General features: G+C 71.0%; 19 protein-coding genes and 1 pseudogene. 11 read left to right on the top strand and 9 right to left on the bottom strand.

The features are described 5' to 3' along the window. Positions 1-52 precede the first annotated feature (52 nt). From N790_RS04735 to N790_RS04750, 4 genes are all read right to left on the bottom strand, one after another. Entirely contained in the window at positions 53-1,240 is a 1,188-nt protein-coding gene (locus N790_RS04735) for an RDD family protein (protein ID WP_052385691.1), read from the bottom strand. 91 nt (positions 1,241-1,331) lie between these two features. Then, positions 1,332-1,805, bottom strand: a complete 474-nt coding sequence (locus tag N790_RS04740) for a DUF494 family protein (protein WP_043801411.1) — start codon at positions 1,803-1,805, stop codon at positions 1,332-1,334. 36 nt (positions 1,806-1,841) lie between these two features. Then, positions 1,842-2,957: a DNA-processing protein DprA gene (gene dprA / locus N790_RS04745; RefSeq protein ID WP_043801413.1), complete on the bottom strand. Its 1,116-nt coding sequence runs from the start codon at positions 2,955-2,957 to the stop codon at positions 1,842-1,844. A 64-nt stretch (positions 2,958-3,021) separates the two neighbouring features. Further along, on the bottom strand, positions 3,022-4,098 hold the full coding sequence (locus N790_RS04750; RefSeq protein ID WP_052385692.1) for a LysM peptidoglycan-binding domain-containing protein: 1,077 nt from the start codon (positions 4,096-4,098) through the stop codon (positions 3,022-3,024). Between the two features lie 170 nt (positions 4,099-4,268). Here N790_RS04750 and def point away from each other — a divergent pair, with 170 nt between their 5' ends. The 3 genes from def to rsmB are packed head-to-tail and all read left to right on the top strand — an operon-like array spanning position 4,269 to position 7,019. Continuing rightward, on the top strand, positions 4,269-4,778 hold the full coding sequence (gene def, locus N790_RS04755; protein WP_043801416.1) for a peptide deformylase: 510 nt from the start codon (positions 4,269-4,271) through the stop codon (positions 4,776-4,778). A 7-nt stretch (positions 4,779-4,785) separates the two neighbouring features. Further along, positions 4,786-5,706, top strand: a complete 921-nt coding sequence (gene fmt / locus N790_RS04760; RefSeq protein ID WP_043801455.1) for a methionyl-tRNA formyltransferase — start codon at positions 4,786-4,788, stop codon at positions 5,704-5,706. Continuing rightward, positions 5,703-7,019, top strand: a complete 1,317-nt coding sequence (gene rsmB / locus N790_RS04765; protein ID WP_043801418.1) for a 16S rRNA (cytosine(967)-C(5))-methyltransferase RsmB — start codon at positions 5,703-5,705, stop codon at positions 7,017-7,019. Before fmt ends, rsmB begins: the two co-directional genes overlap by 4 nt. On the opposite strand, the gene N790_RS15155 is transcribed toward rsmB, so the two are convergent. Continuing rightward, positions 7,016-7,774 carry a glycosyltransferase family 2 protein gene (locus N790_RS15155; protein ID WP_052385693.1) on the bottom strand — a complete coding sequence of 253 codons (759 nt, stop codon included), beginning with the start codon at positions 7,772-7,774 and terminating at the stop codon, positions 7,016-7,018. The genes rsmB and N790_RS15155 overlap by 4 nt on opposite strands. 49 nt (positions 7,775-7,823) lie before the next feature. Between N790_RS15155 and N790_RS04775 the strand changes: the two genes are divergently transcribed. From N790_RS04775 to N790_RS04790, 4 genes are read left to right on the top strand one after another with little or no spacing between them, the layout of a single operon-like run. Further along, on the top strand, positions 7,824-9,506 hold the full coding sequence (locus tag N790_RS04775) for an ArnT family glycosyltransferase (RefSeq protein ID WP_052385694.1): 1,683 nt from the start codon (positions 7,824-7,826) through the stop codon (positions 9,504-9,506). Positions 9,507-9,523: 17 nt separating this feature from the next. Next, positions 9,524-11,236 (top strand): ArnT family glycosyltransferase, encoded by a 1,713-nt coding sequence (locus tag N790_RS04780; protein ID WP_043801420.1) that lies wholly within the window; start codon positions 9,524-9,526, stop codon positions 11,234-11,236. Between the two features lie 48 nt (positions 11,237-11,284). Then, the gene (trkA, locus tag N790_RS04785; RefSeq protein ID WP_043801423.1) at positions 11,285-12,664 is read left to right on the top strand and encodes a Trk system potassium transporter TrkA; all 1,380 of its coding nucleotides are present in this window, start codon (positions 11,285-11,287) and stop codon (positions 12,662-12,664) included. Beyond that, positions 12,661-14,118, top strand: coding sequence for a TrkH family potassium uptake protein (locus N790_RS04790; protein WP_043801425.1), 1,458 nt, complete (start codon positions 12,661-12,663; stop codon positions 14,116-14,118). The genes trkA and N790_RS04790 overlap by 4 nt, the downstream gene beginning before the upstream one ends. Here N790_RS04790 and N790_RS04795 read toward each other — a convergent pair. From N790_RS04795 to N790_RS04805, 3 genes are read right to left on the bottom strand one after another with little or no spacing between them, the layout of a single operon-like run. Then, complete coding sequence (locus N790_RS04795; RefSeq protein WP_052385695.1) at positions 14,093-15,607, bottom strand: PH domain-containing protein; 1,515 nt, start codon at positions 15,605-15,607, stop codon at positions 14,093-14,095. The two genes, N790_RS04790 and N790_RS04795, sit on opposite strands and share 26 nt — an antisense overlap. Next, entirely contained in the window at positions 15,591-16,103 is a 513-nt protein-coding gene (locus tag N790_RS04800; protein ID WP_043801428.1) for a PH domain-containing protein, read from the bottom strand. The genes N790_RS04795 and N790_RS04800 overlap by 17 nt, the downstream gene beginning before the upstream one ends. Next, positions 16,100-17,020, bottom strand: a complete 921-nt coding sequence (locus tag N790_RS04805) for an LpxL/LpxP family acyltransferase (RefSeq protein ID WP_043801432.1) — start codon at positions 17,018-17,020, stop codon at positions 16,100-16,102. Before N790_RS04805 ends, N790_RS04800 begins: the two co-directional genes overlap by 4 nt. A 76-nt stretch (positions 17,021-17,096) precedes the next feature. Here N790_RS04805 and dtd point away from each other — a divergent pair, with 76 nt between their 5' ends. The 3 genes from dtd (at position 17,097) to N790_RS04820 (ending at position 20,841) form a co-directional block, all read left to right on the top strand. Further along, a complete protein-coding gene (gene dtd / locus N790_RS04810) occupies positions 17,097-17,534 on the top strand; it encodes a D-aminoacyl-tRNA deacylase (protein ID WP_043801462.1) in 438 nt (145 codons plus the stop codon). 95 nt (positions 17,535-17,629) lie between these two features. Then, complete coding sequence (rpoD, locus tag N790_RS04815) at positions 17,630-19,480, top strand: RNA polymerase sigma factor RpoD (protein ID WP_043801434.1); 1,851 nt, start codon at positions 17,630-17,632, stop codon at positions 19,478-19,480. A gap of 68 nt (positions 19,481-19,548) precedes the next feature. Then, on the top strand, positions 19,549-20,841 hold the full coding sequence (locus N790_RS04820) for a dicarboxylate/amino acid:cation symporter (RefSeq protein ID WP_084062643.1): 1,293 nt from the start codon (positions 19,549-19,551) through the stop codon (positions 20,839-20,841). Here the strand turns inward: N790_RS04820 and N790_RS15885 are convergent. After that, entirely contained in the window at positions 20,821-21,210 is a 390-nt protein-coding gene (locus N790_RS15885; RefSeq protein ID WP_156969933.1) for a hypothetical protein, read from the bottom strand. The two genes, N790_RS04820 and N790_RS15885, sit on opposite strands and share 21 nt — an antisense overlap. Positions 21,211-21,671: 461 nt before the next feature. Between N790_RS15885 and N790_RS04830 the strand changes: the two are divergent. Then, positions 21,672-22,248 (top strand): annotated as a pseudogene (locus N790_RS04830) (energy transducer TonB); the annotation flags it as partial.

A 22,248-nucleotide genomic window follows, 5' to 3' on the forward strand; every position in this document is an offset into this window, starting at 1 on the left:
ATTAAGGCACCAGTCCGGCCGGGCCTGTCAAGCAAGGGCCCCGGCCCGGGGGTCAGCGGCAGTCCGAGGGCACCTGCCGGTCCGGGATCCCGCTGGCTTCGCAGGTCCAGCCCCCCTGGCCGTCCAGGCGAAGGCGCAGGCTGCCGCCCGAGGCCTCGCCCAGGCTGTCGGACTCGCCCAGTTCCACGGCCACCACGCAGCGGCCCACGGCGTCCTCGAACAGCCGGAAGGACTTGATGTCCGGCGGGGCCGAATCCGGGTGGCCGAGCTCCTCCGGGTCACGGGGGCAGCGGTCGGTATTGCGCCGGAAGTCGTCCACCTGGGTGGCCAGCTGGCGCGCCCGGGCCATCGGGCCGGACAGTTCCGACCGGGTCACGTAGTCCTGGTAGGCGGGGATCGCGATGGCCGCCAGCACGCCGACCACGAACAGGGCCAGCAGCAGGAAACCGCCGACCACCGCCGCCACCAGGCATCCCGAGGGTTCGCGCTGCTGGCGCGCGGGCTGGTCGGTGTAGGCCCACTGGTCCACCACGTAAGTGCTGGCCACCAGGTCGTGCAGGGCCTGCTTGCGCGCGGTGAAGCCCGCCATGATGAAGCCGATGTAGAAGGTGAGGTAGGACAGCGCGCTGGCCAGCCATCGTCCGGCCGCGTGGCCGAAGCCGATGCGCTGGCCGCGCTCGTCCACGACCTTGATGCCGAGCGCCATCTTGCCCAGCGTGGCCTGCTTGGCCGAGCTCTCCATGCCGGCGAAGTAGGCGAGGCTCAGCAGCGGGTAGAGCAGGCTGAACAGCAGTACGCCCGCCACCATCGTGGCCTCGTCCGGCTCGCCGCCGCCGGCCGCGGCCAGCACGAGCACGACGAAGCCGAACAGGTAGAGGCCATAGAACACCGTGCTGACGATCAGCGAATCGATGAGGAAGGCGGCGAAGCGGCGCAGGAAGCCGGCGTCCACCACTTCCCCGGGTCCGGTGGTCGCGGTGGCGGCGGACGGCGCGGGCGTGGACATCGTGGCGTCGCTGCCGGCGGGCGGCGGGGGCGGCAGGTGCTGCGGCTGCGGCTGCGGCGTGTCCAGGCCGAGTTCGGCCAGGTGCTCGCCCAACGGTTCCCACTGCGCCAGGCCGTCGCGCCAGACCAGGCTCGCGCGCGTCACCTTGCCCTGGCGCAAGGCCAGCGCCAGCGCCTCGGCCGGCACCGGCCCCTGGCGGTCCTGATGGCGATCCACGTAGTACCACTGCTGCATGCCTGCTCCCCTGCCGCGCGTGGCGCGCGCTTCCCCAAACGACGACGCCCGGCCGGAGCCGGGCGTCCACAGCGTAGCCGTGAAGGCGGGTTCAGTGAACCGGTTCGGGTTCGTCCTCGAACATCTGGCTCTCCATCCAGGCATAGGCCGCTTCCGAGCCCGGCTGGTTGAACAGCACCATCAGCACGACCCACTTGAGGTCATCCACGTCCACTTCGTCCTGGTCGAGCGCCATGACGCGGTCCAGCACCAGCTCGCGCTGGTCGCCGTCGATCACGCCGCTCTGTTCGAGGAACATCAGGAAGCCGCGGCAGTCCATGTCCAGGCGGTCGAGTTCGGGCTCGGAGTAGACGCGCACGGGGGTCTGCAGCCGGGGCGCGGCCACGGCCGGGCGCTGGCGGGCGAGTTCGTCCAGCCAGTCGAAGGCCTTGTGGATTTCCGCGGGGCTGAAACCGGCCTGGATCAGGCCATTCTGGAGCGAATCGCGATCCCGGACGGCGTCGGGGTCGTCGTAGAAATAATGTTCGAACAGGTACAGCAGCACATCCAGAATGGTCTCTTTCATTACCCTCAGCCTGCGCCAGCCGGCGCGATGGGAAGGTCAGGGGTGCCGGGCGTAGCGGCCATTGTCGGCGACCACCCGCCCATCCAACTCCATGAGCAGCAGCATGGAGGACAGGGCGGCCACCGTCAATCCTGTCCGGCGGGCGAGTTCATCCATGCCGGTGGGGTCGTGGCCCAGTGCCGACCACAAGCGCTTGTGGTCTTCGTCCCCCTGCGGCTGTCCCGCGGCTGAGTGGGTGGAGGGGCCTGCCAACCCCGTTCCGAGCCGCCCGCGCAGCTGTTCGGCCAGGCCGGCGGCGACCGGCCCGAGTGCCGCCACCACGTCGTCCGGGCCTTCGACCAGGGCCGCCCCTTCCCGGATCAGCCGGTGGCAGCCGCGCGCCAGCGGGTTGTCCACCGAGCCCGGCACGGCGAACACCTCGCGCCCGGCTTCCGAGGCCAGCCGCGCGCTGATGAGCGCGCCCGAGCGTTGTGCCGCCTCCACCACCACGGTGCCCAGCGACAACCCGGCGACGATGCGGTTGCGGCTGGGGAAGTGGCTGGCGATGGCCGGCGTGCCGGGCGGGTGTTCCGAGACCACGACGCCTTCGGCGGCGACGCGGGCCATCAGCCCGGCGTTCTTTTCCGGATAACAGCGATCGAGCCCGGTGCCGACCACGGCCACGGTGCGGCCGGCCGACAGCGCCCCCTCGTGCGCGGCGGTGTCGATGCCCTCGGCCAGGCCGCTGGTCACCGCCCAACCGGCGCCGGCCAGCGTGCGGGCGAAGGCGTGCGCACGCTGGCGCCCCGCCGGGCTGGGGCGCCGGCTGCCGACGATGGCCACCTGCGGGTGCCAGAGCAGCGCCGGATCGCCGGCCAGGAACAGCAGTGGCGGTGGCGACGGCGATCGTCGCAGCAGGGCGGGGTAATCCGGGTCGTGCCAGCCGAGCAGGTGGTGCCCGGGCGCGGCCAGCCAGGCCAGGTCGGCGGCCAGCGGGCCCGGCGGCGGGCGGCGCAGGGACGCCTGGCATTCGGCGGGCAGTTTCAGGCCGGCGCCGTGGCGGGCCGCGGCCAGCGCGGGCTCGGGCGCACCGTGCGTTTCCAGCAGGTGGCGGAGCACCGCGTCGGGTAGGCCGGCGCGGGCGAGGACGAGCAGGGCGTGGTGGCTTTCCATGGCCCAGAAAGCATCGCGGCGCCCGAAGGCGCCGTGATGTAGGAAAACCGACGGAAAGCGGGTGTTACTCGCTCGCGTCCGGGTGCTTGAGCAGGTCGCCGTGGTGCACCGGGCGGATGCCGTCCATCACCAGCGCGTAGCTGACCTTGTCGAAGGTGCGGAACACCATCAGGCGGCCGACGAACTCGTCCGGCAGGTCCACCCGGTCGGCCTTGGCGGCCATGGCGTTGCGGTTCTTGACGATGTCCGCCGGGCGGCTGCCGTCGTTCCAGATGGACATGACGTGGCCGTTGCGGATGCCGTCGCGGGCGCCGGCCGAGATGGCCACCACCAGGTGCGGACCCGACTGCATGCCATCGGCCACCGCCAGGATGCGGGCATTGGCCGGGATGCTTTCCGGCGCGCGCGGCGTGAACTGCAGGTCGTAGGGCTGGGCTTCGGAGGGCAGCACGCGGTCGCCGACGCGGATCTCGCGGCCTTCCTCGCGCAACACCACCGAGGCGATCTCGCCCTGGATGTTGGTGACCTCGCCGGTGGCATGGATCTGCAGCTCGTAGCCGAGCTTCTCGCCGGTGGCCTCGCCGTAACCCTTCGGCACGCCCCAGTGGGTGTGCTGGCGGTCGGCGCGGAAGTCGAGCGGGCTGAAACCGGGGATGTTGCCGCGGTTGCCGGCGCCGAACAGGTTCACCGGGCGGGCGAAGTCCACCACCATGCCGGGCTGGGCGTTGGCCAGGCCGCGCACGTAGACCAGCTGGCCGGCCGTGCTGTAGATGCGGTCGTCTTCGGTGCCCACCACGTAGGGCAGGGACTCGGGGTCCTCGACCACCGTGAACTGCTTGAGCAGGGCCTCGACCTCGGACAGCGGGATCGTGTCCACGGCCGGTTCGGCGCGCGGGCCGGCCTCCGCGCGGACCTGCGGCTGGCCGTCGATGTAGACGAGGCTGAGCACGTCACCCGGGTAGATCAGGTGCGGGTTCTTGACCTGCGGGTTGGCCTGCCAGATTTCCGGCCAGAGCCAGGGCTTCTCGAGGAAGCGCCCCGCGATGTCCCAAAGGGTGTCGCCCTTCTTGACCACGTAGGTCGTGGGATGGTCCTCGCGCAAATCGGCCGCGATGACCGCGCCGGCGAGGGTGAGCAACATGGCAGCTGTAACTGCAAGAAGCCGTTTAAGCATGGCGGCTATCCACCTGATTTCCCCGGACAGGTTGGGCGACTATAGCCCAAATCCGGCCCCGGATTGCAAGCCCGCCGGGGGTATACTGTAATGCCGGCCCCTTGAGGTCCGGGCCCGTCTTCCCCATCTTTCCGTCCATGGCCAAGCTCCCCATCCTGGAATTCCCCGATCCCCGCCTCCGGACCGTCGCAAAGCCGGTCGGGCAGGTGGACGATGCCCTTCGGACCCTGGTCGACGACATGTTCGAGACCATGTACGCCGCCCCCGGCATCGGGCTGGCCGCGACGCAGGTGGATGTCCACGTGCGCCTTCTGGTACTGGACGTAAGCGAGGACAAAAGCCGGCCAATGGTCTTCATCAACCCGGAGATCCTGTCGGCCGACGGCCACCAGGTCTACCAGGAAGGTTGCCTGTCGGTGCCGGGCATCTATGCCGACGTCAAGCGCGCGAACCAGGTCCGCGTGCGCGCGCTCGACCGCAACGGCGAGGTGTTCGAGCTCGACGCCGACGGCCTGCTGGCGGTCTGCATCCAGCACGAGATGGACCACCTCGCCGGCAAGGTGTTCGTGGACTACCTCTCGCCGCTCAAGCGCGAGCAGGTGAAGAAGAAGCTCGCCAAGCAGCAGCGCTCCGAAGCCGCCGCCTGAGATGGCGCTGCGCATCGTCTTCGCCGGCACGCCCGGTTTCGCGGTGCCCTGCCTGCGCGCCGCCGCCGAACGCGGCGAGGTCGTCGGCGTCTACACCCAGCCCGATCGTCCCGCCGGCCGCGGCCGGCAGCTGGCGCCGTCGCCGGTGAAGGTCGAGGCGCTGGCGCGCGGCCTGCCGGTGTTCCAGCCGGAGAATTTCCGTTCGAAGGAGGCGCGCGAAGCACTTCGCGCGCTCCAGCCCGACCTGATGGTGGTGGTGGCCTACGGCCTGATCCTGCCGCAGTCGGTGCTCGACATCCCGCGGTTCGGCTGCTGGAACGTGCACGCCTCGCTGCTGCCGCGCTGGCGCGGTGCGGCGCCGATCCAGCGCGCGCTTGAAGCGGGCGACAAGGAAACCGGCGTCTGCCTGATGCAGATGGAAAAGGGCCTCGACACCGGCCCCGTGCTGCTCTCGCTCGCCACGCCCATCACCGCTGATGACACCGGCGGCAGCCTGCACGACCGCCTCGCCGCGCTCGGCGCCGAAGTGCTGGCCGACGGCCTGAAGCTGCTGCGCGCCGGCATGCGCCCGGTGCCGCAGCCGCAGCCCGACGAAGGCGTGACGTACGCGCACAAGCTCGACAAGGCCGAAGCCCGTCTGGACTGGTCGCGCCCCGCCCCCGAACTGGCGAACCGCGTGCGCGCCTTCAACCCCTGGCCGGTGGCCGAAGCCGAACTCGCCGGCGAACGCCTGCGCATCCATGCCGCGCGCGCGCTGGACCTTGCCCACGGCCAGCCGCCGGGCACCGTGCTGGCCGCCAACCGCGACGGCCTCGACGTCGCCTGCGGCGAAGGCGCGCTGCGCCTGCTGCAGGTGCAGCGCGAAGGCGGCCGCGCCATGGCCGTCGCCGACTACCTCAACGCCCGCCCCGCGCTGGCCGGCCGATGAGCGCCGTCGCCGGTTCGGCGCTGCGTGCACGCGCCGCCAGGGTGCTGGTGGCGGTGCTCGACGAAGGCCGTTCGCTCAAGGCCATGCTGGCCCAGGCGATGCCCAACGTGCCCGATCCGCGCGACCGCGCCCTGCTCGAGGCGATCTGCTTCGACGCCCTGCGCCACCGCCGCCGCTACGAATTCGCGCTGTCGAAGTGGCTGATCAAGCCGCTGCCGCCGCGCGATGGTGCCATCCACGCGCTGCTGCTGGCGGGCCTGGCCCAACTCAAGGGCCTGGGCCTGCCGCCGCATGCCGCGGTGGGCGCCAGCGCCGAAGCCGCGCGCGAACTCGGTCGCCCGGCGCTGGTGGGGCTGGTGAACGCGCTGCTGCGTCGAGCCAGCCGCGAGCCGTTGCCGGAGAGCGACGATCCCGCCGTGGCCAGCAGCCACCCCGACTGGCTGGTGGCCGCGCTGCGCGCCGACTGGCCCGGGCAGGCCGAGGCCGTGCTCGCTGCCAACAACGTGCCGGCGCCGCTGTGGCTGCGCGCCAATCCCCGTCACGGCGACGCCGCGCGCCTGGCCGCCATGCTGCGCGGAGCGGGCATGGAGGCCGTGCTTCCCGACACCGTGCCCGGCGCCGTGGTGCTGCCCACGCCCGTGCCGGTGGAGCGCCTGCCCGGCTGGGCCGACGGCGCGATGAGCGTGCAGGACGGCGCCGCCCAGCTGGCCGTGCAGGCGCTGGAACTGCAGCCCGGCGAGCGCGTGCTCGACGCCTGCGCCGCACCCGGCGGCAAGGCCGCGCAAGTGGCCGAACGCCTCGGCGACGGCGAGCTGCTGGCGCTGGACGTGGACGCTCGCCGCCTGGAGAAGGTGCGGCAGTGGCTGTCGCGGCTCAAGCTCGACACCCCGAACGTGGCCGTGCGCGTCGCCGACGCCGCCACCCCCGGCGCCTGGTGGGACGGCCGCCCCTTCGACGCCATCCTGCTCGATGCGCCGTGTTCGGCCACCGGCATCATCCGCCGCCAGCCCGACATCAAGTGGCACCGCCGCGCCGCCGACATCCCGGCGCTGGTGGCCACGCAGGCGCGCCTGCTCGACGCGCTCTGGCCGCTGCTGCGGCCCGGCGGCCGGCTGCTCTACGCCACCTGTTCGGTGCTGCGCGACGAGAACGAGCGCCAGGCCATGGCCTTCCTGGCCCGCCACGCAGACGCCGAGCCGGTGGAGCTGCCGGCGCGCTTCGGCCACTTCAGCGGCCCCGGGCGCCAGCGCCTGCCCGGCGAAGAGGGCATGGACGGTTTCTTCTACGCGCTGCTGCGCAAGGCCGGCGCCTAGGCCGCGTCGCGCAGCAGGCGGTACTTCAGGCGCGCATAGCGGGCCTGGATCAGGTGGAAACGCAGGCCGGGGCGGCCGTCCACCACGCCCAGGCGCAGCAACAGGTGCTTGAGCAGGTAGGCGGTGGCCGCCAGCGTGCCGCGGCCCGGCAGCGCCACGCGGCCGCGGTCGGCCTGGTCGTCGGCCCACAGGCGTGCGTGGCCCTGCAGCTTGCGCCAGTGTTCGTCGCCGCTGCGGGCGATCTCGTGCTCGATGCCGATGCCGGAGATCGCCACGCGCTGGCCGCGCGTGTCCAGGCGTTCGTGCACCGGGCGGATCTCGTGGCGCAGGTGGCGGCGGAACAGCCGCGGCACCGGTTCGCGCGCGAAGCCGCCGCCGCGCATGCGGTGGCCCAGGAAATGCGCGCGCCGGCGCAGCAGCCAGGCGTCGGCGGCGTCCACCGCGCCGCTTTCGAACAGCGCGCGCAGGGCCTGCTGTGCCGGCGCCTCGAGCCATTCGTCGGCGTCGAGCAGCAGCACCCAGGGCTGGCTGGCGCGCGAGATGGCGATGTTCTTCTGGCTGGCGTATCCCAGCCATTCCTGGTGCTCGACCTGCGCGCCCAGCGAACGGGCGATCGCCACCGTGTCGTCGGTGGAGCCGGAATCGAGCACGATCACTTCCTTGCACAGCGCCAGCATCGGCCGCAGGCAGCGGGCGATGCGGTCGCCCTCGTCGCGGGTGACCACGACGCCGGTCAGGGGCAGGGGCTGGGCCATGGCGGGGGAGGAGCGCTCTGGGGGGCGGCGCCATTATAGTTGCGCCCACATGACGACCACCGACACCGACCGCCGCCACGCCCTGGTTTTTTTCGCCCTGGCCCTGGTGGTGCTGGCCGTGGGCTACGGCCTGCGCGACCCCTGGCCCGCCGACGAGCCGCGGTTCGTGCTGGTGGCCAAGCAGATGGTGGAGGCGGGGGAATTCCTGTTCCCGCACCGCGGCGTCGAGCTCTACCCTGACAAGCCCCCGTTCTACTTCTGGCTGCTGTCCCTGGCCTACGGGCTGATCGGCAGCTGGCGCTGGAGTTTCCTGCTGCCCTCGCTGGTGTCGGCCATGGGCACCCTGGTGCTGACCTGGGACCTGGGCCGCCGGCTGTGGTCGCCGCGCGCGGGGCTGTGGGCGGCGACGGCGGTGCTGGTGAGCCTGCAGTTCGTGTACCAGGCCAAGCGCGCGCAGATCGACCCGACCCTGGTGTTCCTGACCACGCTGTCCCTTTACGGGTTGTGCCGGCACCTGTTGCTGGGGCCGCATTGGCGGTGGTTCCTGGCGGGCTGTTTCGCCGCGGGCCTGGGCGTGATCACCAAGGGCGTGGGCTTCCTGCCGCTGCTGGCGCTGCTGCCCTTCGGGCTGATGGCGCGCGCCCGCTGGCAGGGTCTGGCGCCGCTGGGCAGCGGCAACGGCTGGCGCTGGAGCGCCGGCGGGCTGGCTTTCCTGGCGGCCATCGCGGTGTGGCTGGTGCCGGTGCTGGCGGTGGGCCTCACCAGCGGCAACCCCGAACACGCCGAGTACCTCGACAACATCCTGTTCAAGCAGACCGCCCGGCGTTACGCCGACCCCTGGCACCACGTGGAGCCCTTCTGGTACTTCGGCGAAGTGGTGCTGTTCTTCTGGCTGCCGTTTTCGCTGGCCCTGCCGTGGCTGGTGAAGCCGTGGGCGCAGGCCTGGCGCCAGCGCGACGCGCGCGTCTGGCTGCCGCTGGCCTGGGTGGGCCTGGTGCTGCTGTTCTTCAGCGCCAGCGCGGGCAAGCGCGACATGTACATCCTGCCGGCGCTGCCGGGCCTGGCGCTGGCCGCCGCGCCGTTCCTGGACGACATCGCCCGCCGCGCCGGCTTCCGCCGCGCGGTGCTGGGCTTCGCGCTGGCGCTGTCGGCGGCACTGCTGGCCGGTGGCCTGGCGGCCTTGTCCGGCGATCCGGGCTTCGAACGCAAGCTGGTGGCCGAACGCGGCCTGGGCGCCGAGGCGCGCTGGCTGTGGCTGATGCTGGCTTCGGTGGGCGGCGTGTCGCTGCTGGTGGCGCTGTGGGGCCGCACCGCCGGCGCGCTGCGCAGCGGCGCGCTGCTGCTGGGGCTGCTGTGGAGTGGTTACGGCCTGGTCGTGCACCCGCTGCTCGACGAGGAGAATTCCGCCCGCGGCATCATGCGCCAGGCGCGCGCGCTGGCCGGCGAAGGCATCGAGATCGGGCTGGTGGACTGGAAGGAGCAGAACCTGCTGCAGGCCGTCGGGCCGGTGGTTGAATTCGGGTTCCGCACGCCGCCCCCGACCCAGCTCGAGCGGGGCCGCGCCTGGCTGGAAAGCGCGCCGTCACGGCGCCGCCTGCTGGTCCAGCGCAGCGAGGCGCTGGCCTGCATCGACGTCGAGGCCCATGGCCAGCGCATCGGCAGCGCCAACCGTCGCGAATGGTGGCTGGTGGGTCCCGAAGCCCTGGCCGGGTGCCCACGCCCGACGAACTGACACGTAAATCGCGAACCATGCCGACGCGCCCACACCACACCCGCGACCTGGTCTGGCTGCTGCTGGCCGCTTTCGTGGTGATCGCCGCCGGCCTGGGCCTGCGCGACCCCTGGCCCGCCGACGAACCGCGCTTCGCGCTGGTCACGCGCTACTTCCTCGACGGTGGCGATTGGCTGTTCCCGCGTCGCGGCGACGAGCTGTATTCCGACAAGTCGCCGGTGTTCATGTGGGTGCAGGCCGCGGCCATCAGCTTCGCCGGCGGCAGCCTGCGCCTTGGGTTCCTGCTGCCTTCGCTGCTGGCCAGCCTGGGCACGCTGTGGCTGGTATACGACCTCGGCCGGCGGCTGTGGACGCACCGCGTGGGGCTGGCCGCGGCGTGGCTGCTGCTGTTCGCGCTGCAGTTCACCTTCCAGGCCAAGCGCGCGCAGATCGACCCGCTGCTGCTGTTCTTCGTCACGCTGGCCAACTACGGCGTCCTGCGGCAGTTGCTGCTTGGCCCCGACCCGCGGGCCTGGGGCCTGGGCGGTTTCGCCGCGGGCCTGGGCACCATCACCAAGGCGGTGGGCGCGCTGTCGCTCCTGATGGCGCTGCCGGCGGCGTGGGCAGCCTGGCGCGGCTGGCCGCGGGTGGCGATGCCGCGTGCGCGGACCTGGGGGTTGGGCGCGGTGATGTTCGCGCTGGCCACGCTGGCGTGGTTCGGGCCGCTGTTCTGGACCGTGGCGCGCAATGGCGAAGCCTGGCAGCAGGACTACCTGCATACGCTGCTTTTCCACCAGACGGTCAACCGGTACACCGCCTCGTGGGACCACCACGAACCCTTCTGGTACCAGTTCGGCGTGGTCGCCACGCTGTGGCTGCCCGCGGCCCTCGCCTTGCCCTGGGCGGTGCCGGCGTGGTGGCGGCGGCTGCGCCGGCGCGACGCGCGCTACCTGCTGCCGCTGGGCTGGATGGGCTTGGTGCTGCTGTTCTTCTCGGTGCCGGAAGGCAAGCGCGACGTGTACATCATGCCGGCGCTGCCCATGTTCTGCCTGGCGCTGGCGCCGCTGCTGCCCGGGCTGCTGCGCAAGGCCGGCCCGCGGCGCCTGCTGCTGGCGTTCGCGCTGGGCCTGGGCGGCGTATTGCTGGTGGCTGGCCTGGCCATGTTGCTGGGTGACCCCGGCTTCGAACACCGCCTGCTGGGCCGGCGCGGATACGCACCCGGGGACATCCAGTGGCTGGCCGGCCTGCTGGTGGTGATCGGCGCCTGGATGCTGGGCTGCGCCGCCGTCCTGCGCGCGCGCCCCGCGGCGGCGGTGGCCTGGGCGCTGGGCGGCCTGTGGGTCATCTATTCCTTCGGCGCCTTCCCGGTGCTCGACCGCTACCTGTCGGCGCGCGGGGTGATGGCCGAAGTGGCCAGCCACGTGGGGCCCGGTGCCGAACTGGGCGGCGTGGCCTGGCGCGAGCAGCACCTGCTGGTGGCCGACCGGCCGGTGGCCACCTTCGGCTTCGGGCCCAGCGGCGCCGAGCCCGGGGCCAGCTGGCCGGAGCAGTGGCGCCGGGCCACGGCCTGGCAGGCGGAAAAACCGGGGGTGCGCTGGATCTTCACGCTCGAGGAGGCGATGCCGGCCTGCGTGGACCGTGACGCGGCGCACTTCGCCGGCGCCACCTCGCGCCGGCGCTGGTGGCTGCTGCCGGCCGCGGCGTTGCCGCCGGGCTGCGCGGCGGGGGCAGCCGCGACGCCTTCCGGCTAGACTAGCGCCACCTGCGAGGGGACACGCAGCCAAGGACAACCGGGAAACATGAAAATCCTCATCCTCGGCGCGGGCCAGGTCGGCACTTCGGTGGCCTCCTCGCTGGCCTCCGAGAACAACGACATCACCGTGGTCGACACCGACCACCAGCGCCTGCGCGACCTGGCCGAAAAGCTCGACATCCGCACCGTGGTGGGCCATGCCTCGCTGCCCAGCGTGCTGTCGCAGGCCGGCGCGGAAGAGGCCGAGCTGCTGGTGGCGGTCACCTCCAGCGACGAAGTGAACCTGATCGCCTGCCAGGTGGCCCAGCAGCAGTTCCGCACGCCCACCCGCGTGGCCCGCCTGCGCGAGGCGCAGTACCTGGAAGTGGCCGCGCTGGCCGACCCGGAACATTCCGCCGTGAGCGCCGCCATCAGCCCCGAGCAGCTGGTCTGCCGCCACGTCGAGCGCCTGATCGAATACCCCGGCGCGCTGCAGGTGCTGGACTTCGCCGAAGGCCGCGTGCAGCTGGTGGCCGTGCGCGCGGTGCCCGGCGGCGCACTGGTGGGGCACGAGATCCGCGAGCTGCGCGAGCACCTGCCCACCGGCGTGGACGCGCGCGTCGCCGCCATCTTCCGCAACGGCAAGCCGGTGAAGCCCGAGGGCAACACGGTGATCGAGGTGGACGACGAGGTGTTCTTCCTCGCCGACCGCAAGGACATCCTGACCGTGATGAGCGAGCTGCGGCGCGTGGACGCGCGCCCGGCGCGGCGCCTGCTGATCGCCGGCGGCGGCAACATCGGCCGCAACCTGGCGCGCAGCCTCGAGAGCCGCTATTCGGTGAAGGTGCTGGAGCGCTCGCGCGAACGCGCCCGCGGCATCGCCGAGGACCTGCTCAACTCCATCGTGCTGGTCGGCGACTGCGCCGACGAGGACCTGCTGCGCGAGGAGAACATCGACCAGACCGACGTGTACTGCGCGATGACCAACGACGACGAGGCCAATATCCTCTCGGCGATGCTGGCCAAGCGCATGGGCTGCCCGCGCGTGATCTCGCTGATCAACCGCCCCAGCTACGCCGAGCTGGTGGAAGGCGGCACCATCGACATCGCGGTCAGCCCGCAGCTGGTGACGCTGGGCGCGCTGCTGGCGCACATCCGCGAAGGCGCGCCGGCGCGGGTGTATTCGCTGCGCCGCGGCGCCGCCGAGGCGATCGAGGCGGTGGTGCGCGGCGACGCCCGCACCTCGCGCGTCATCGGCCGCGCGCTCGACGAGCTGGAACTGCCCGAGGCCACCACCATCGGCGGCATCGTGCGCGGCGACAAGCTGCTGATCGCCCACCACGACGTGGTGATCGAACCGGGCGACCACGTGATCCTGTTCGTGATGGACAAGCGCGAGATGGCCAAGGTGAGCGCCCTGTTCCAGACCGGGGCGACCTGGCTGTGACCCAACGCTTCCGCGCCATCCAGCGCATCCTGGGCGTGATCATCGTCCTGTCCTCGCTGTCGAAGCTGCCCCCCGCGCTGCTGGCGCTGGCCTGGGGCGAGAAGGGCACGCCTTCGGTGTTCTTCGGCAGTTTCCTGGTCAGCTTCGTCGTGGGCGCGGTGCTGTGGGCCACGGCGCGCAACGTCATCTACGACCTGCGCCTGCGCGACGGCTTCCTCATCGTCACCCTCACCTGGGTGTTCGCCAGCCTGGTGTCGGCGCTGCCCTTCGTGCACGGCCCGCCCTACCTGAGCTACGCCGATGCGATCTTCGAGGCGACGTCGGGACTGACCACCACCGGCGCCACCGTCATCACCGGCCTCGACGAGCTCCCGCGCAGCGTGCTGTTCTATCGCCAGCTGCTGCAGTTCCTGGGCGGCATGGGCATCGTCATCCTGGCGGTGGCGATCCTGCCGATGCTCAAGATCGGCGGCACCCAGCTGTTCCGCGCCGAGAGCACCGGCCCCACCAAGGACACCAAGCTCACCCCGCGCATCGCCGAGACGGCCAAGGCGCTGTGGGGCGTTTACTTCGGCCTCACCCTGCTGTGCGCGGCCTCGTTCTGGGTGGCCGGCATGGACCTGTTCGACGCGATCGGCCACGCCATGTCCACCGTGTCCACCGGCGGCTTTTCCACCTACGACGCCGGCTTCCAGCAGTGGGACAGCCCGGTGCTGGAATGGATTGCCATCGCCTTCATGCTGCTCGGCGGCATCAACTTCGGCCTGCACTTCGTGGCCTGGCGACGCGCTTCGCTGGACGTCTATTCCAGCGACTCGGAGCTGCGCGCCTTCCTGCGCATCGTGCTGGGCTTCAGCCTGCTGGTGAGCCTGACGCTGTGGCTGGGCGGCGATTTCGCCGCGCTGGGCGAATCGGTGCGCATGGCCACCTTCCAGGTGGTGTCCAACATCACCACCACCGGTTTCGTGATGCCGGGCTTCGACCAGTGGACCGGCCCGGCGCCGGTGATCCTGGTCACCATCGCGGCCATCGGCGGCTGCTCCGGCTCCACCGTCGGCGGCATCAAGGTGGCGCGCGTGGTGATGGTGGTGCGCCAGGGCTGGCGCGAGATCAAGCAGCTGGTGCACCCGAAGGCGCAGTTCCTGGTGAAGATGGGCGGTCGCCGCGTGTCCGAGAGCGTGGTGCTGTCGGTGAGCGGCTTCATCGCGATCTGGATGCTGGTGTTCATGGCCCTGCTGGTGGGCATGAGCGCCAGTGGCCTGGACCTGGAATCGGCCTACGGCGCCACCATGGCCACGCTGGCCAATTCCGGCCCGGGCCTCGGCGAAACCGCCTACAGCTTCTCGACCGTGAACGACGTGGCGATCTGGCTGGGCACCCTGGGCATGATCCTCGGGCGCCTCGAGGTGTTCTCGCTGCTCGTGTTGCTTACGCCGCAGTTCTGGCGCGAATAGCCGCGCCGCCCAGGTTCGCGGCCAGGCGGTCGTGCAGGGCACGCGCCTCGGCTTCGGGCAGGTAGCGGATGCGCAGCGGCGGCTCGAAGGGGCTGGCGCCCACCGTGTCCATCAGCAGCGTGGCCATGCCGTGGTGGCGGTCGAAAGGCGACTGCGCCAGCACCAGCGACTGGATCTTGCGCACCTCGGCGAAGCGCCAGTGTTTGTCCAGCCAGCCCTCGCGCACGGCGATCACGCCGGCCTCCTCGCTGTAGCCGGCGTGCCGGGCCCAGACCCGGGCGCGCAGCAGGAACAGCGGCAGCAGCCCGAGCGCGGCCAGGCCCCAGGGGCCCTGCTGCCAGGCCAGCATCGCCGCCAGCACCAGCGCGAACAGCGCAGGCAGCGTGAACTGCCGGCGCCAGGCGCGCGGGTGCAGCGGGCGCCAGGCCTGCATCGGCCAGTGGCCGCCGGGCAGCAGGTGGCGGATCAGCGCGTCCATGGTTTCGGGCGTGGCCAGCGGCGCCAGGTCGCGCAGCGAGCGCTGGTCGTTGGCGGCCTCGACCGACGCGCTGTCCACGCGCAGGCTGCGGCGGTGGAACCAGCGGTGCACCAGGCCTTCGCGCAGGCTCCAGGCCTGGATGCGCGCGCGCGGCATGTTCGCGCGCAGGCGCGTGAGCAGCCCGCGCTGCGCGCTCAGGCGCCGGCCCGTTTCCACCAGCGTGAAGCCGTGGAACTGCAGCAGCGCCAGCGCCACCGACAGCAGCCGCAGCGCCACCACCGCGAACGCCACCAGGCTCAGCACGCCCAGGGTCCAGCCCAGCCAGCCCAGGTGCAGTTCCTTGCCCAGGCCCATGGCGCCCTGCACCCAGCCGGTGAGCACGCTGCCCACCAGCTTGGAATCGGTCTGCGCCAGCACGCCGAAACCCGCGGCCACCAGCAGCATGCCGCGGTTGGAGATGAGCCCCAGCCGCACTACCTCGCCGGTGTCCAGCGCCAGCAGTTCGCGGCTTTCCGGCGGCATCGCCGCGGCTTCGCCGGTGTCCGCGGGCGCGGCGCCGTGGCCGTGGGCGCGCACCAGTTCCTCCAGCGCGTGGGCGTCGGCCAGCGACAGCACGCGCATTTCCGCCTCGGGCTTCATGCCGCCGGCTGATTCGAGCCGCACCTCGGCCACGCCCGCCAGGCGGTGCAGCAGCGACTGGTGCAGGGCCACGTTGTGCACGCGGTGGAAGGGGATGTGGCGCAGGCTCTTCTGCAGCAGGCCGCTGCGGATCACCAGCCCGTCGCGCTCCACGCGGAAGCGGAAGGTGAAGTACTGCGCCAGCGACACCAGCACCAGCACGCCCGCGCCGGCCAGGCCCCACAGTTCCCAGGAGTTGCCGCGGCCGGTGAACAGCAGCACCAGCAGCGGCAGCGCGAAGCTCTTGAGCTGCAGCAGCAGCACGAACAGCCACGACAGCGGGTGCAGCCGGCGCTCGGCGCCGCCGGCGAGTTCGTCAGAGGCTGTCGTCATGGCGGTCGGCCTCGGGCAGCAGGGCGTCGCGCAGGGCCACGGCGTCGGCGTCGAAGAAGCCCGACTGGCGCAGCGCGTGCATGCGGGTGCCGGCGGTGTGCACCACCAGGGTGGCCAGGCCGAAGTGGCGTTCGATGGGGCCGCGTTCGAGGTCCAGGTGCTGCACGCGGCTGCGCGGCACCAGCACTTCCTTGCGCCAGAACACGCCGCGGCGCACCTGCAGGCCGCGTTCGTCCAGCCGCCAGGAGGTGCGGCGCCAGCGCACGCGCGCCCAGGCCAGGGCCAGCACCGGCAAGGCCAGCCACAGCACTGCGCCCAGCGCGAGCTTCAGGGCCAGGCCGGCGTCCACGGCCACGGCCACGGGCACCGCCACCAGCGTGCCGACCACCAGCCCCGCGATCGCCCCGGTGATGCCGGCCACGCGCCGCGCCGCCGGCGGCAGCGACTGCCAGCCGTCGTCGGCGAGTGGGGCGGGAGCGGACAGGGGGTCGTTCATCGCGGCGTTCTCCGGCGGCGTTCGTAGGGGTTTTCTTCACCCGAGCCCGGTGGCCGGATCGTGAAGCGCTTGTAGGTCCACTGGTACTGACGGAAGTCACGTCGTGCGACCGCTTCGACCGCCGAATTCATCGCGGCGGTGGCGGCCACCACGTCGTCGGAGGCGATGGCCGCCGGCGCCGGCTCGAAACGCACCACGTAATCGCCGTCGGCGCCGCGTTCGGCGTAACCCACGAGCACCGCCGCGCCGGTGCGCGCGGCCAGCTTGGGGATCAGGCTCAGGGTCAGCGCCGCGTGGCCGAAGAAGGGCGCGAACTCGCCGCCGCCGAGCTTGGGCTGCTGGTCGGGCGTGATGCCCACCACTTCGCCGGCCTGCAGCGCGCGCCACAGCGGGCGCATCGCGGTGGCCTCGGCCGGCACCAGGCGGATGTTCTCGCCGCCGCGGGCCAGGCGCAGGAAGCCATCGCCGGCGGCCGTTTCCGGCACCCGGTAGACCAGGCTGAAGGGGCCGCGCGCGGCCATGAATTCCACCAGCAGCTCCCAGCTGCCGTAGTGCGGCGCGGCGATGATGACGCCGCGGCCGGCGGCCTCGGCCTGTTCCAGCAGGGCCAGCCCCTCGGTGCCGCGCACCAGGCGCAGGTTGTCGGCGCGCGGGCGGGTCCAGATGCGCAGGGTTTCGAGCGCGTTGCGGCCGGTCTCGCGCATGACTTCGCGCACCATCGCCTCGCGTTCGGCGGCGGCCATCTGCGGCGCCACCAGCTCGAGGTTGCGGCGGGCCACCTTCGGCTCGCGGCCGTTGGCGCGCCAGGCCAGGTCGCCCAGGGCCGCGCCCAGCGCGCGCTGCAGGCCCAGCGGCAGCCGGCCCGCGAGCCAGGCGGCGGCGAACATCAGTCGGCTGGCGAAGGGAACGGCGGGCATCGCCGGAGTGTAAGGGATGGCCCCGGCCACGCCGATGGCGTTGACCGCCGCGCGCGGCCGCGGCGACCATGCCGCCATGATCGCCCTCATCCAGCGCGTCACCGAAGCCAGCGTCCGCGTCGACGGCGACGTCGTGGGCGCCATCGGCCCCGGCCTGCTGGCCCTGGTGGCGGTGGAGCCCGGCGACGACGAGGCCCGCATCGAAAAAATGGCCAGCCGGCTGCTGGCCTACCGGGTGTTCGGCGACGAGGCCGGGCGCATGAACCGTTCGCTGGCCGACATCGGCGGCGGGCTGCTGCTGGTCAGCCAGTTCACGCTGGCCGCCGACACCCGCAGCGGGCTGCGCCCCAGCTTCACCAGCGCCGCCGACCCCGAGGCCGGCCGCCGCGGCTTCGACCGCCTGGTGGCCCTGTGCCGGGAACGCCACCCCCGGGTTGAAACCGGCCGCTTCGGCGCCCACATGATGGTCAGCCTGGTCAATGATGGCCCGGTCACCTTCCGGCTGCAGTCCTAGCCCCTAAAAACCCCTTTTCTGTCAAACAGATAGCTAGGCGGGGCGGGCTCCTGTATACTGCGCGGTTCCATTTTCCCAGTCTCGGGACAGTTTTCATGGCCAACGATCGTCCGGCTCAGCAGTCCGAAATCAAGCAGCTGATCAGCAAGGGCCTCGAGCAGGGTTACCTGACCTATGCCGAGGTCAACGATCACCTGCCCGACGACATCGTCGATCCGGAGCAGATCGAAGACATCATCGGCATGATCAACGGCATGGGCATCGAGGTGCACGAAGTCGCGCCCGACGCCGAGACCCTGCTGCTGTCCGATTCCTCGTCCACCCGCGACTCCGACGACACCGCCGCCGAAGAAGCCGCCGCCGCGCTGACCGCGCTCGACACCGAGGGTGGCCGCACCACCGACCCGGTGCGCATGTACATGCGCGAAATGGGCTCGGTCGAGCTGCTCACCCGCGAGGGCGAGATCGCCATCGCCAAGCGCATCGAGGAAGGCCTGAACCAGGTCCACGCCTCGCTGGCCAGCTTCCCCTGGTCGATCCAGCTGCTGCTCGAGGACTACGACCAGCACCTCGAGGGCAAGAAGCGCCTGAACGAGGTCGTGGTCGGCTTCCTCGACGTCGAGGAGCCCGAGGAAGTCATCCCCGAGGCCGTGATCGACGAAGACGCGGAGATCGAGGAAGACGAGGAGCCCGCGGGCGAGGACGGCGAGGAAACCGCCGCCGTCGACACCGGTCCGGACCCGGCCGAGGTCGGCCGCCGCATGGACGCGCTCAAGGCGCTCTACACCAAGTTCCAGAAGACGCACGCCAAGTACGGCGCGGCCGACAAGAAGACCATCAAGGCCCGCGAGGAAATGGCGGCCGAGTTCCTGCGCCTCAAGCTCCCGCTGGCGCTGATGGACGCCTTCGTGCGCAAGCTGCGCGAAGTGGTCAACGCCATCAAGGAGCACGAGCGCAAGATCCTCGACATCTGCGTGCGCAGCGCCAAGATGCCGCGCAAGGACTTCCTGCGCGCCTGGCCGGGCAACGAGATCAACCTCGACTGGGCCGACGACGTCATCCGCCGCAAGCAGAAGTGGTCGTCCGGCATGCGCGAGTTCAAGGACGAGATCGTCGCCGAGCAGCAGAAGCTGGTCGGCATCGAGGACTCGCTGTTCCTGTCGCTGCCCGACATCAAGGAAATCAACCGCGCGATGGCCTACGGCGAGGCCAAGGCCCGCAAGGCCAAGAAGGAAATGGTCGAGGCCAACCTGCGCCTCGTGATTTCCATCGCCAAGAAGTACACCAACCGCGGCCTGCAGTTCCTCGACCTGATCCAGGAAGGCAACATCGGCCTGATGAAGGCCGTGGACAAGTTCGAATACCGCCGCGGCTACAAGTTCTCCACGTACGCCACCTGGTGGATCCGCCAGGCCATCACCCGCTCGATCGCCGACCAGGCGCGCACCATCCGCATCCCGGTGCACATGATCGAGACCATCAACAAGCTCAACCGCATTTCCCGCCAGATGCTGCAGGAAATGGGCCGCGAACCGACCCCGGAAGAGCTGGCCAAGAAAATGGAGATGCCCGAGGACAAGATCCGCAAGGTGCTCAAGATCGCCAAGGAACCCATTTCGATGGAGACCCCGATCGGCGACGACGAGGACAGCCACCTGGGCGACTTCATCGAGGACACCAGCATCGAGTCCCCGATCGAGGCCACCACCAACCTCGGCCTGATGGAGACCGTGCGCGACGTGCTGGCCGGCCTCACCCCGCGCGAGGCCAAGGTGCTGCGCATGCGCTTCGGCATCGACATGAACACCGACCACACCCTCGAGGAAGTGGGCAAGCAGTTCGACGTCACCCGCGAGCGCATCCGCCAGATCGAGGCCAAGGCCCTGCGCAAGCTGCGCCACCCGACCCGGTCCGAGCAGCTGCGGTCCTTCCTCGACCTCGAGTAAGCCGCGGCCGGTGGTAGCATTCAGGGGCCCCGCATCCGCGGGGCCCTTTCGTTTGGGGAGCGCTGGGGATGGCAAGCGGCAACAAGCTCACGTGGTGGATCCTGGCCGGCCTGGTACTGGGCGTGGTCGCCGGCACCACCCTCAATTTCACGGTCGAGGACACCGCGCCCTGGGTATCGGGCTTCGGCGTCGTCACCACCACCTTCCTGCGCCTGATCAAGATGATCATCGGCCCGCTGGTGTTCGCCACCCTGGCGGTGGGCATCGCCAAGATGGGCGACCTGGGCACGGTGGGGCGGGTGGGCATCAAGTCGCTGGCCTGGTTCATGGGCGCCTCGCTGGTGTCGCTGGGCCTGGGCCTGCTGCTGGTGAACCTGCTCCAGCCCGGCGTGAACCTCGGCATCGAGCTGCCCGACGTGGCCGCGCGCAGCGACATCGCCGTGACCGGCCTGAGCCTGGCGGAGTTCGTCACGCGCCTGGTGCCCACCAGCATCGCCGACGCGATGGCGCGCAACGAGATCCTGCAGATCGTGGTGTTCTCGGTGTTCTTCGGCGTGGCCGCCTCGGCGGTGGGCGAGAAGGGCAAGGTGCTGGTGGACGCGCTCGAGGGCCTGTCCTACGTGATGCTCAAGGTCACTATGTTCGTGATGTGGGCGGCGCCGTTCGCGGTGTTCGCCGCGGTCTCCGCCGCCATCGCCAAGAGCGGCCTCGGCGTGCTGGCGGTGTACGGCAAGTTCATGGGCCAGTTCTACCTGGGCATCATCATCCTGTGGGGCGTGCTGTTCCTGGCGGCCTGGGCGCTGCTGGGCCGGCGCGCGGTGGGCCTGTTCCGCGCCGTGCGCGAACCGACCCTGCTGGCCTTCGCCACCGCCTCGTCCGAAGCGGCCTACCCGAAGACGCTGGCGCAGCTGGAGAAGTTCGGCTGCAGCAACCGCGTGGCGTCCTTCGTCCTGCCGCTGGGTTATTCCTTCAACCTCGACGGCTCGATGATGTACTGCACCTTCGCGGTGATGTTCATCGCCCAGGCCTACGGCATCGACCTGAGCCTGGGCCAGCAGCTGGCCATGCTGCTGGTGCTGATGGTCACCTCGAAGGGCATCGCCGGCGTGCCGCGCGCGTCGCTTGTGGTGATCGCGGCCACGCTGGTGCAGTTCAACCTGCCCGAGGCCGGCCTGCTGCTCCTGCTGGGCATCGACCATTTCCTGGACATGGCGCGCTCGGCCACCAATGTCATCGGCAACAGCGTCGCCACCGCCGCGGTGTCGAAGTGGGAAGGGCAGCTGCGGCCGGAGGGGGCGCCTGTGCCCGAGGACCTGGCGCATGCGACGGAGCCGGTGACTTCATCCGATCTCCATCGCTAGGAGGGCGAGATGGGGGTAGTGCGCTTCCGCGTGGCAGTTGGCACAAAGCAGGTCGCACTTGAGGATTTCAGCTTCGATGGCCGCAGTGCCGCGATTGGACAGCGCCCTCAGGTCTAGCTGGAAGGACTTCTTGCCGGGAACCCGGTGGTGCCAGTTGAGCGCGGCGAGGTTCCTCCGGTAGCCACACGCCGAGCAGCTTCCGCCAAATCTCGCCACCAGCTCGGTCTTGCGTTCAATGCCGCGCTTCATCTGGGAGAGGTAACTCTGATGGCGATGGTTGGTGTCGGCGTTCTTGCATCGCCGCGAGCAGAAGACAGTCTGTCGGCCTGAGAGTTGCGTCAGGCAGGTCTTGCAGAGGACGGCATCCATGCCTGGACCGTAGCAGGGCAGGCGGAACACTGGCGTAGTACAACGCCTCGGCCATATGATGAGGTTGTCGCAAAGGGCCTATAGCTCAATGGTTAGAGCAGGGGACTCATCGAAAGGTGCCGCCGCTCCGTAAGGGGCGGACGGGAACGGGATGAATTCAGGGAAACCTCAGCGGTTCGGCCGGTGGTAACCCTGAGCCAAGCCGGCGGTACACCGCCGGAAGGTGCAGAGACTACCTGGGGGCTACAGTGCCCTTGATCACAGGCTCGAGCGTCCCGCACCCCACCCGCGCAAGCGGAGGGTGAAGAGATAGTCCGCGCCGGGGGGAAATTCCCGGGATACGCGAATCCCTTGGTTCCAGGTTCGAGTCCTGGTGGGCCCAGATCTGTGCCGCAGCATTCCCGCAGCAATCCCGTCACGCGCGCTGCCTAGGCTTGTCGCTCTTCGCGAAGGAGAACGACATGCGCCCGTTGCGCCCGCTGCTGTGCCTGCCCGTGTTGCTGCTGCTGTCGGCCTGCGCCGGCGAATCGTCGCCGGATGCTGCTGCTCCGGCCGCCACCGCCGCGGCACCGGTCGAGGCCGCGCCCGCACCTGCCGCGCCCACCGACGAAGCCGGCCTGCGCGCCGCCGCCGCGTCCGCATTGTCCGAGCAGCGCCTGTATTCGCCCGTGGGCGACAACGCCATCGAGCATTACCTGGCGCTGCGCGCGCTGGTGCCGGGCGATGCGAACATCGAAACCGCGCTGGTCGAACTGCTGCCCTACGCACTGATCGGCAGCGAGCAGGCCATCGCCCGCGGCGACTTCACCGAGGCGCGGCGCCTGGTGGGCCTGGTCGAACGCGCGGATGCCGAACTTCCGGCGCTCTCGCGCCTGCGCGACAGCCTGGTGGCGGCCGAAGCCGAAGCCGAAGCCGAAGCCGAGGCGGCGGCGCTGGCTGCCGAGCAGGAGGCCGCCCGCCGCGAAGAGGCCGAAAAGCTGGCCGCCAGCGCGGAAGCCGAAGCGCGCCTGCGTGCCGCCGCGGCCACGCCCGCCAGCG

The organism is Arenimonas malthae CC-JY-1 (assembly GCF_000747075.1).
Lineage (GTDB): Bacteria > Pseudomonadota > Gammaproteobacteria > Xanthomonadales > Xanthomonadaceae > Arenimonas > Arenimonas malthae.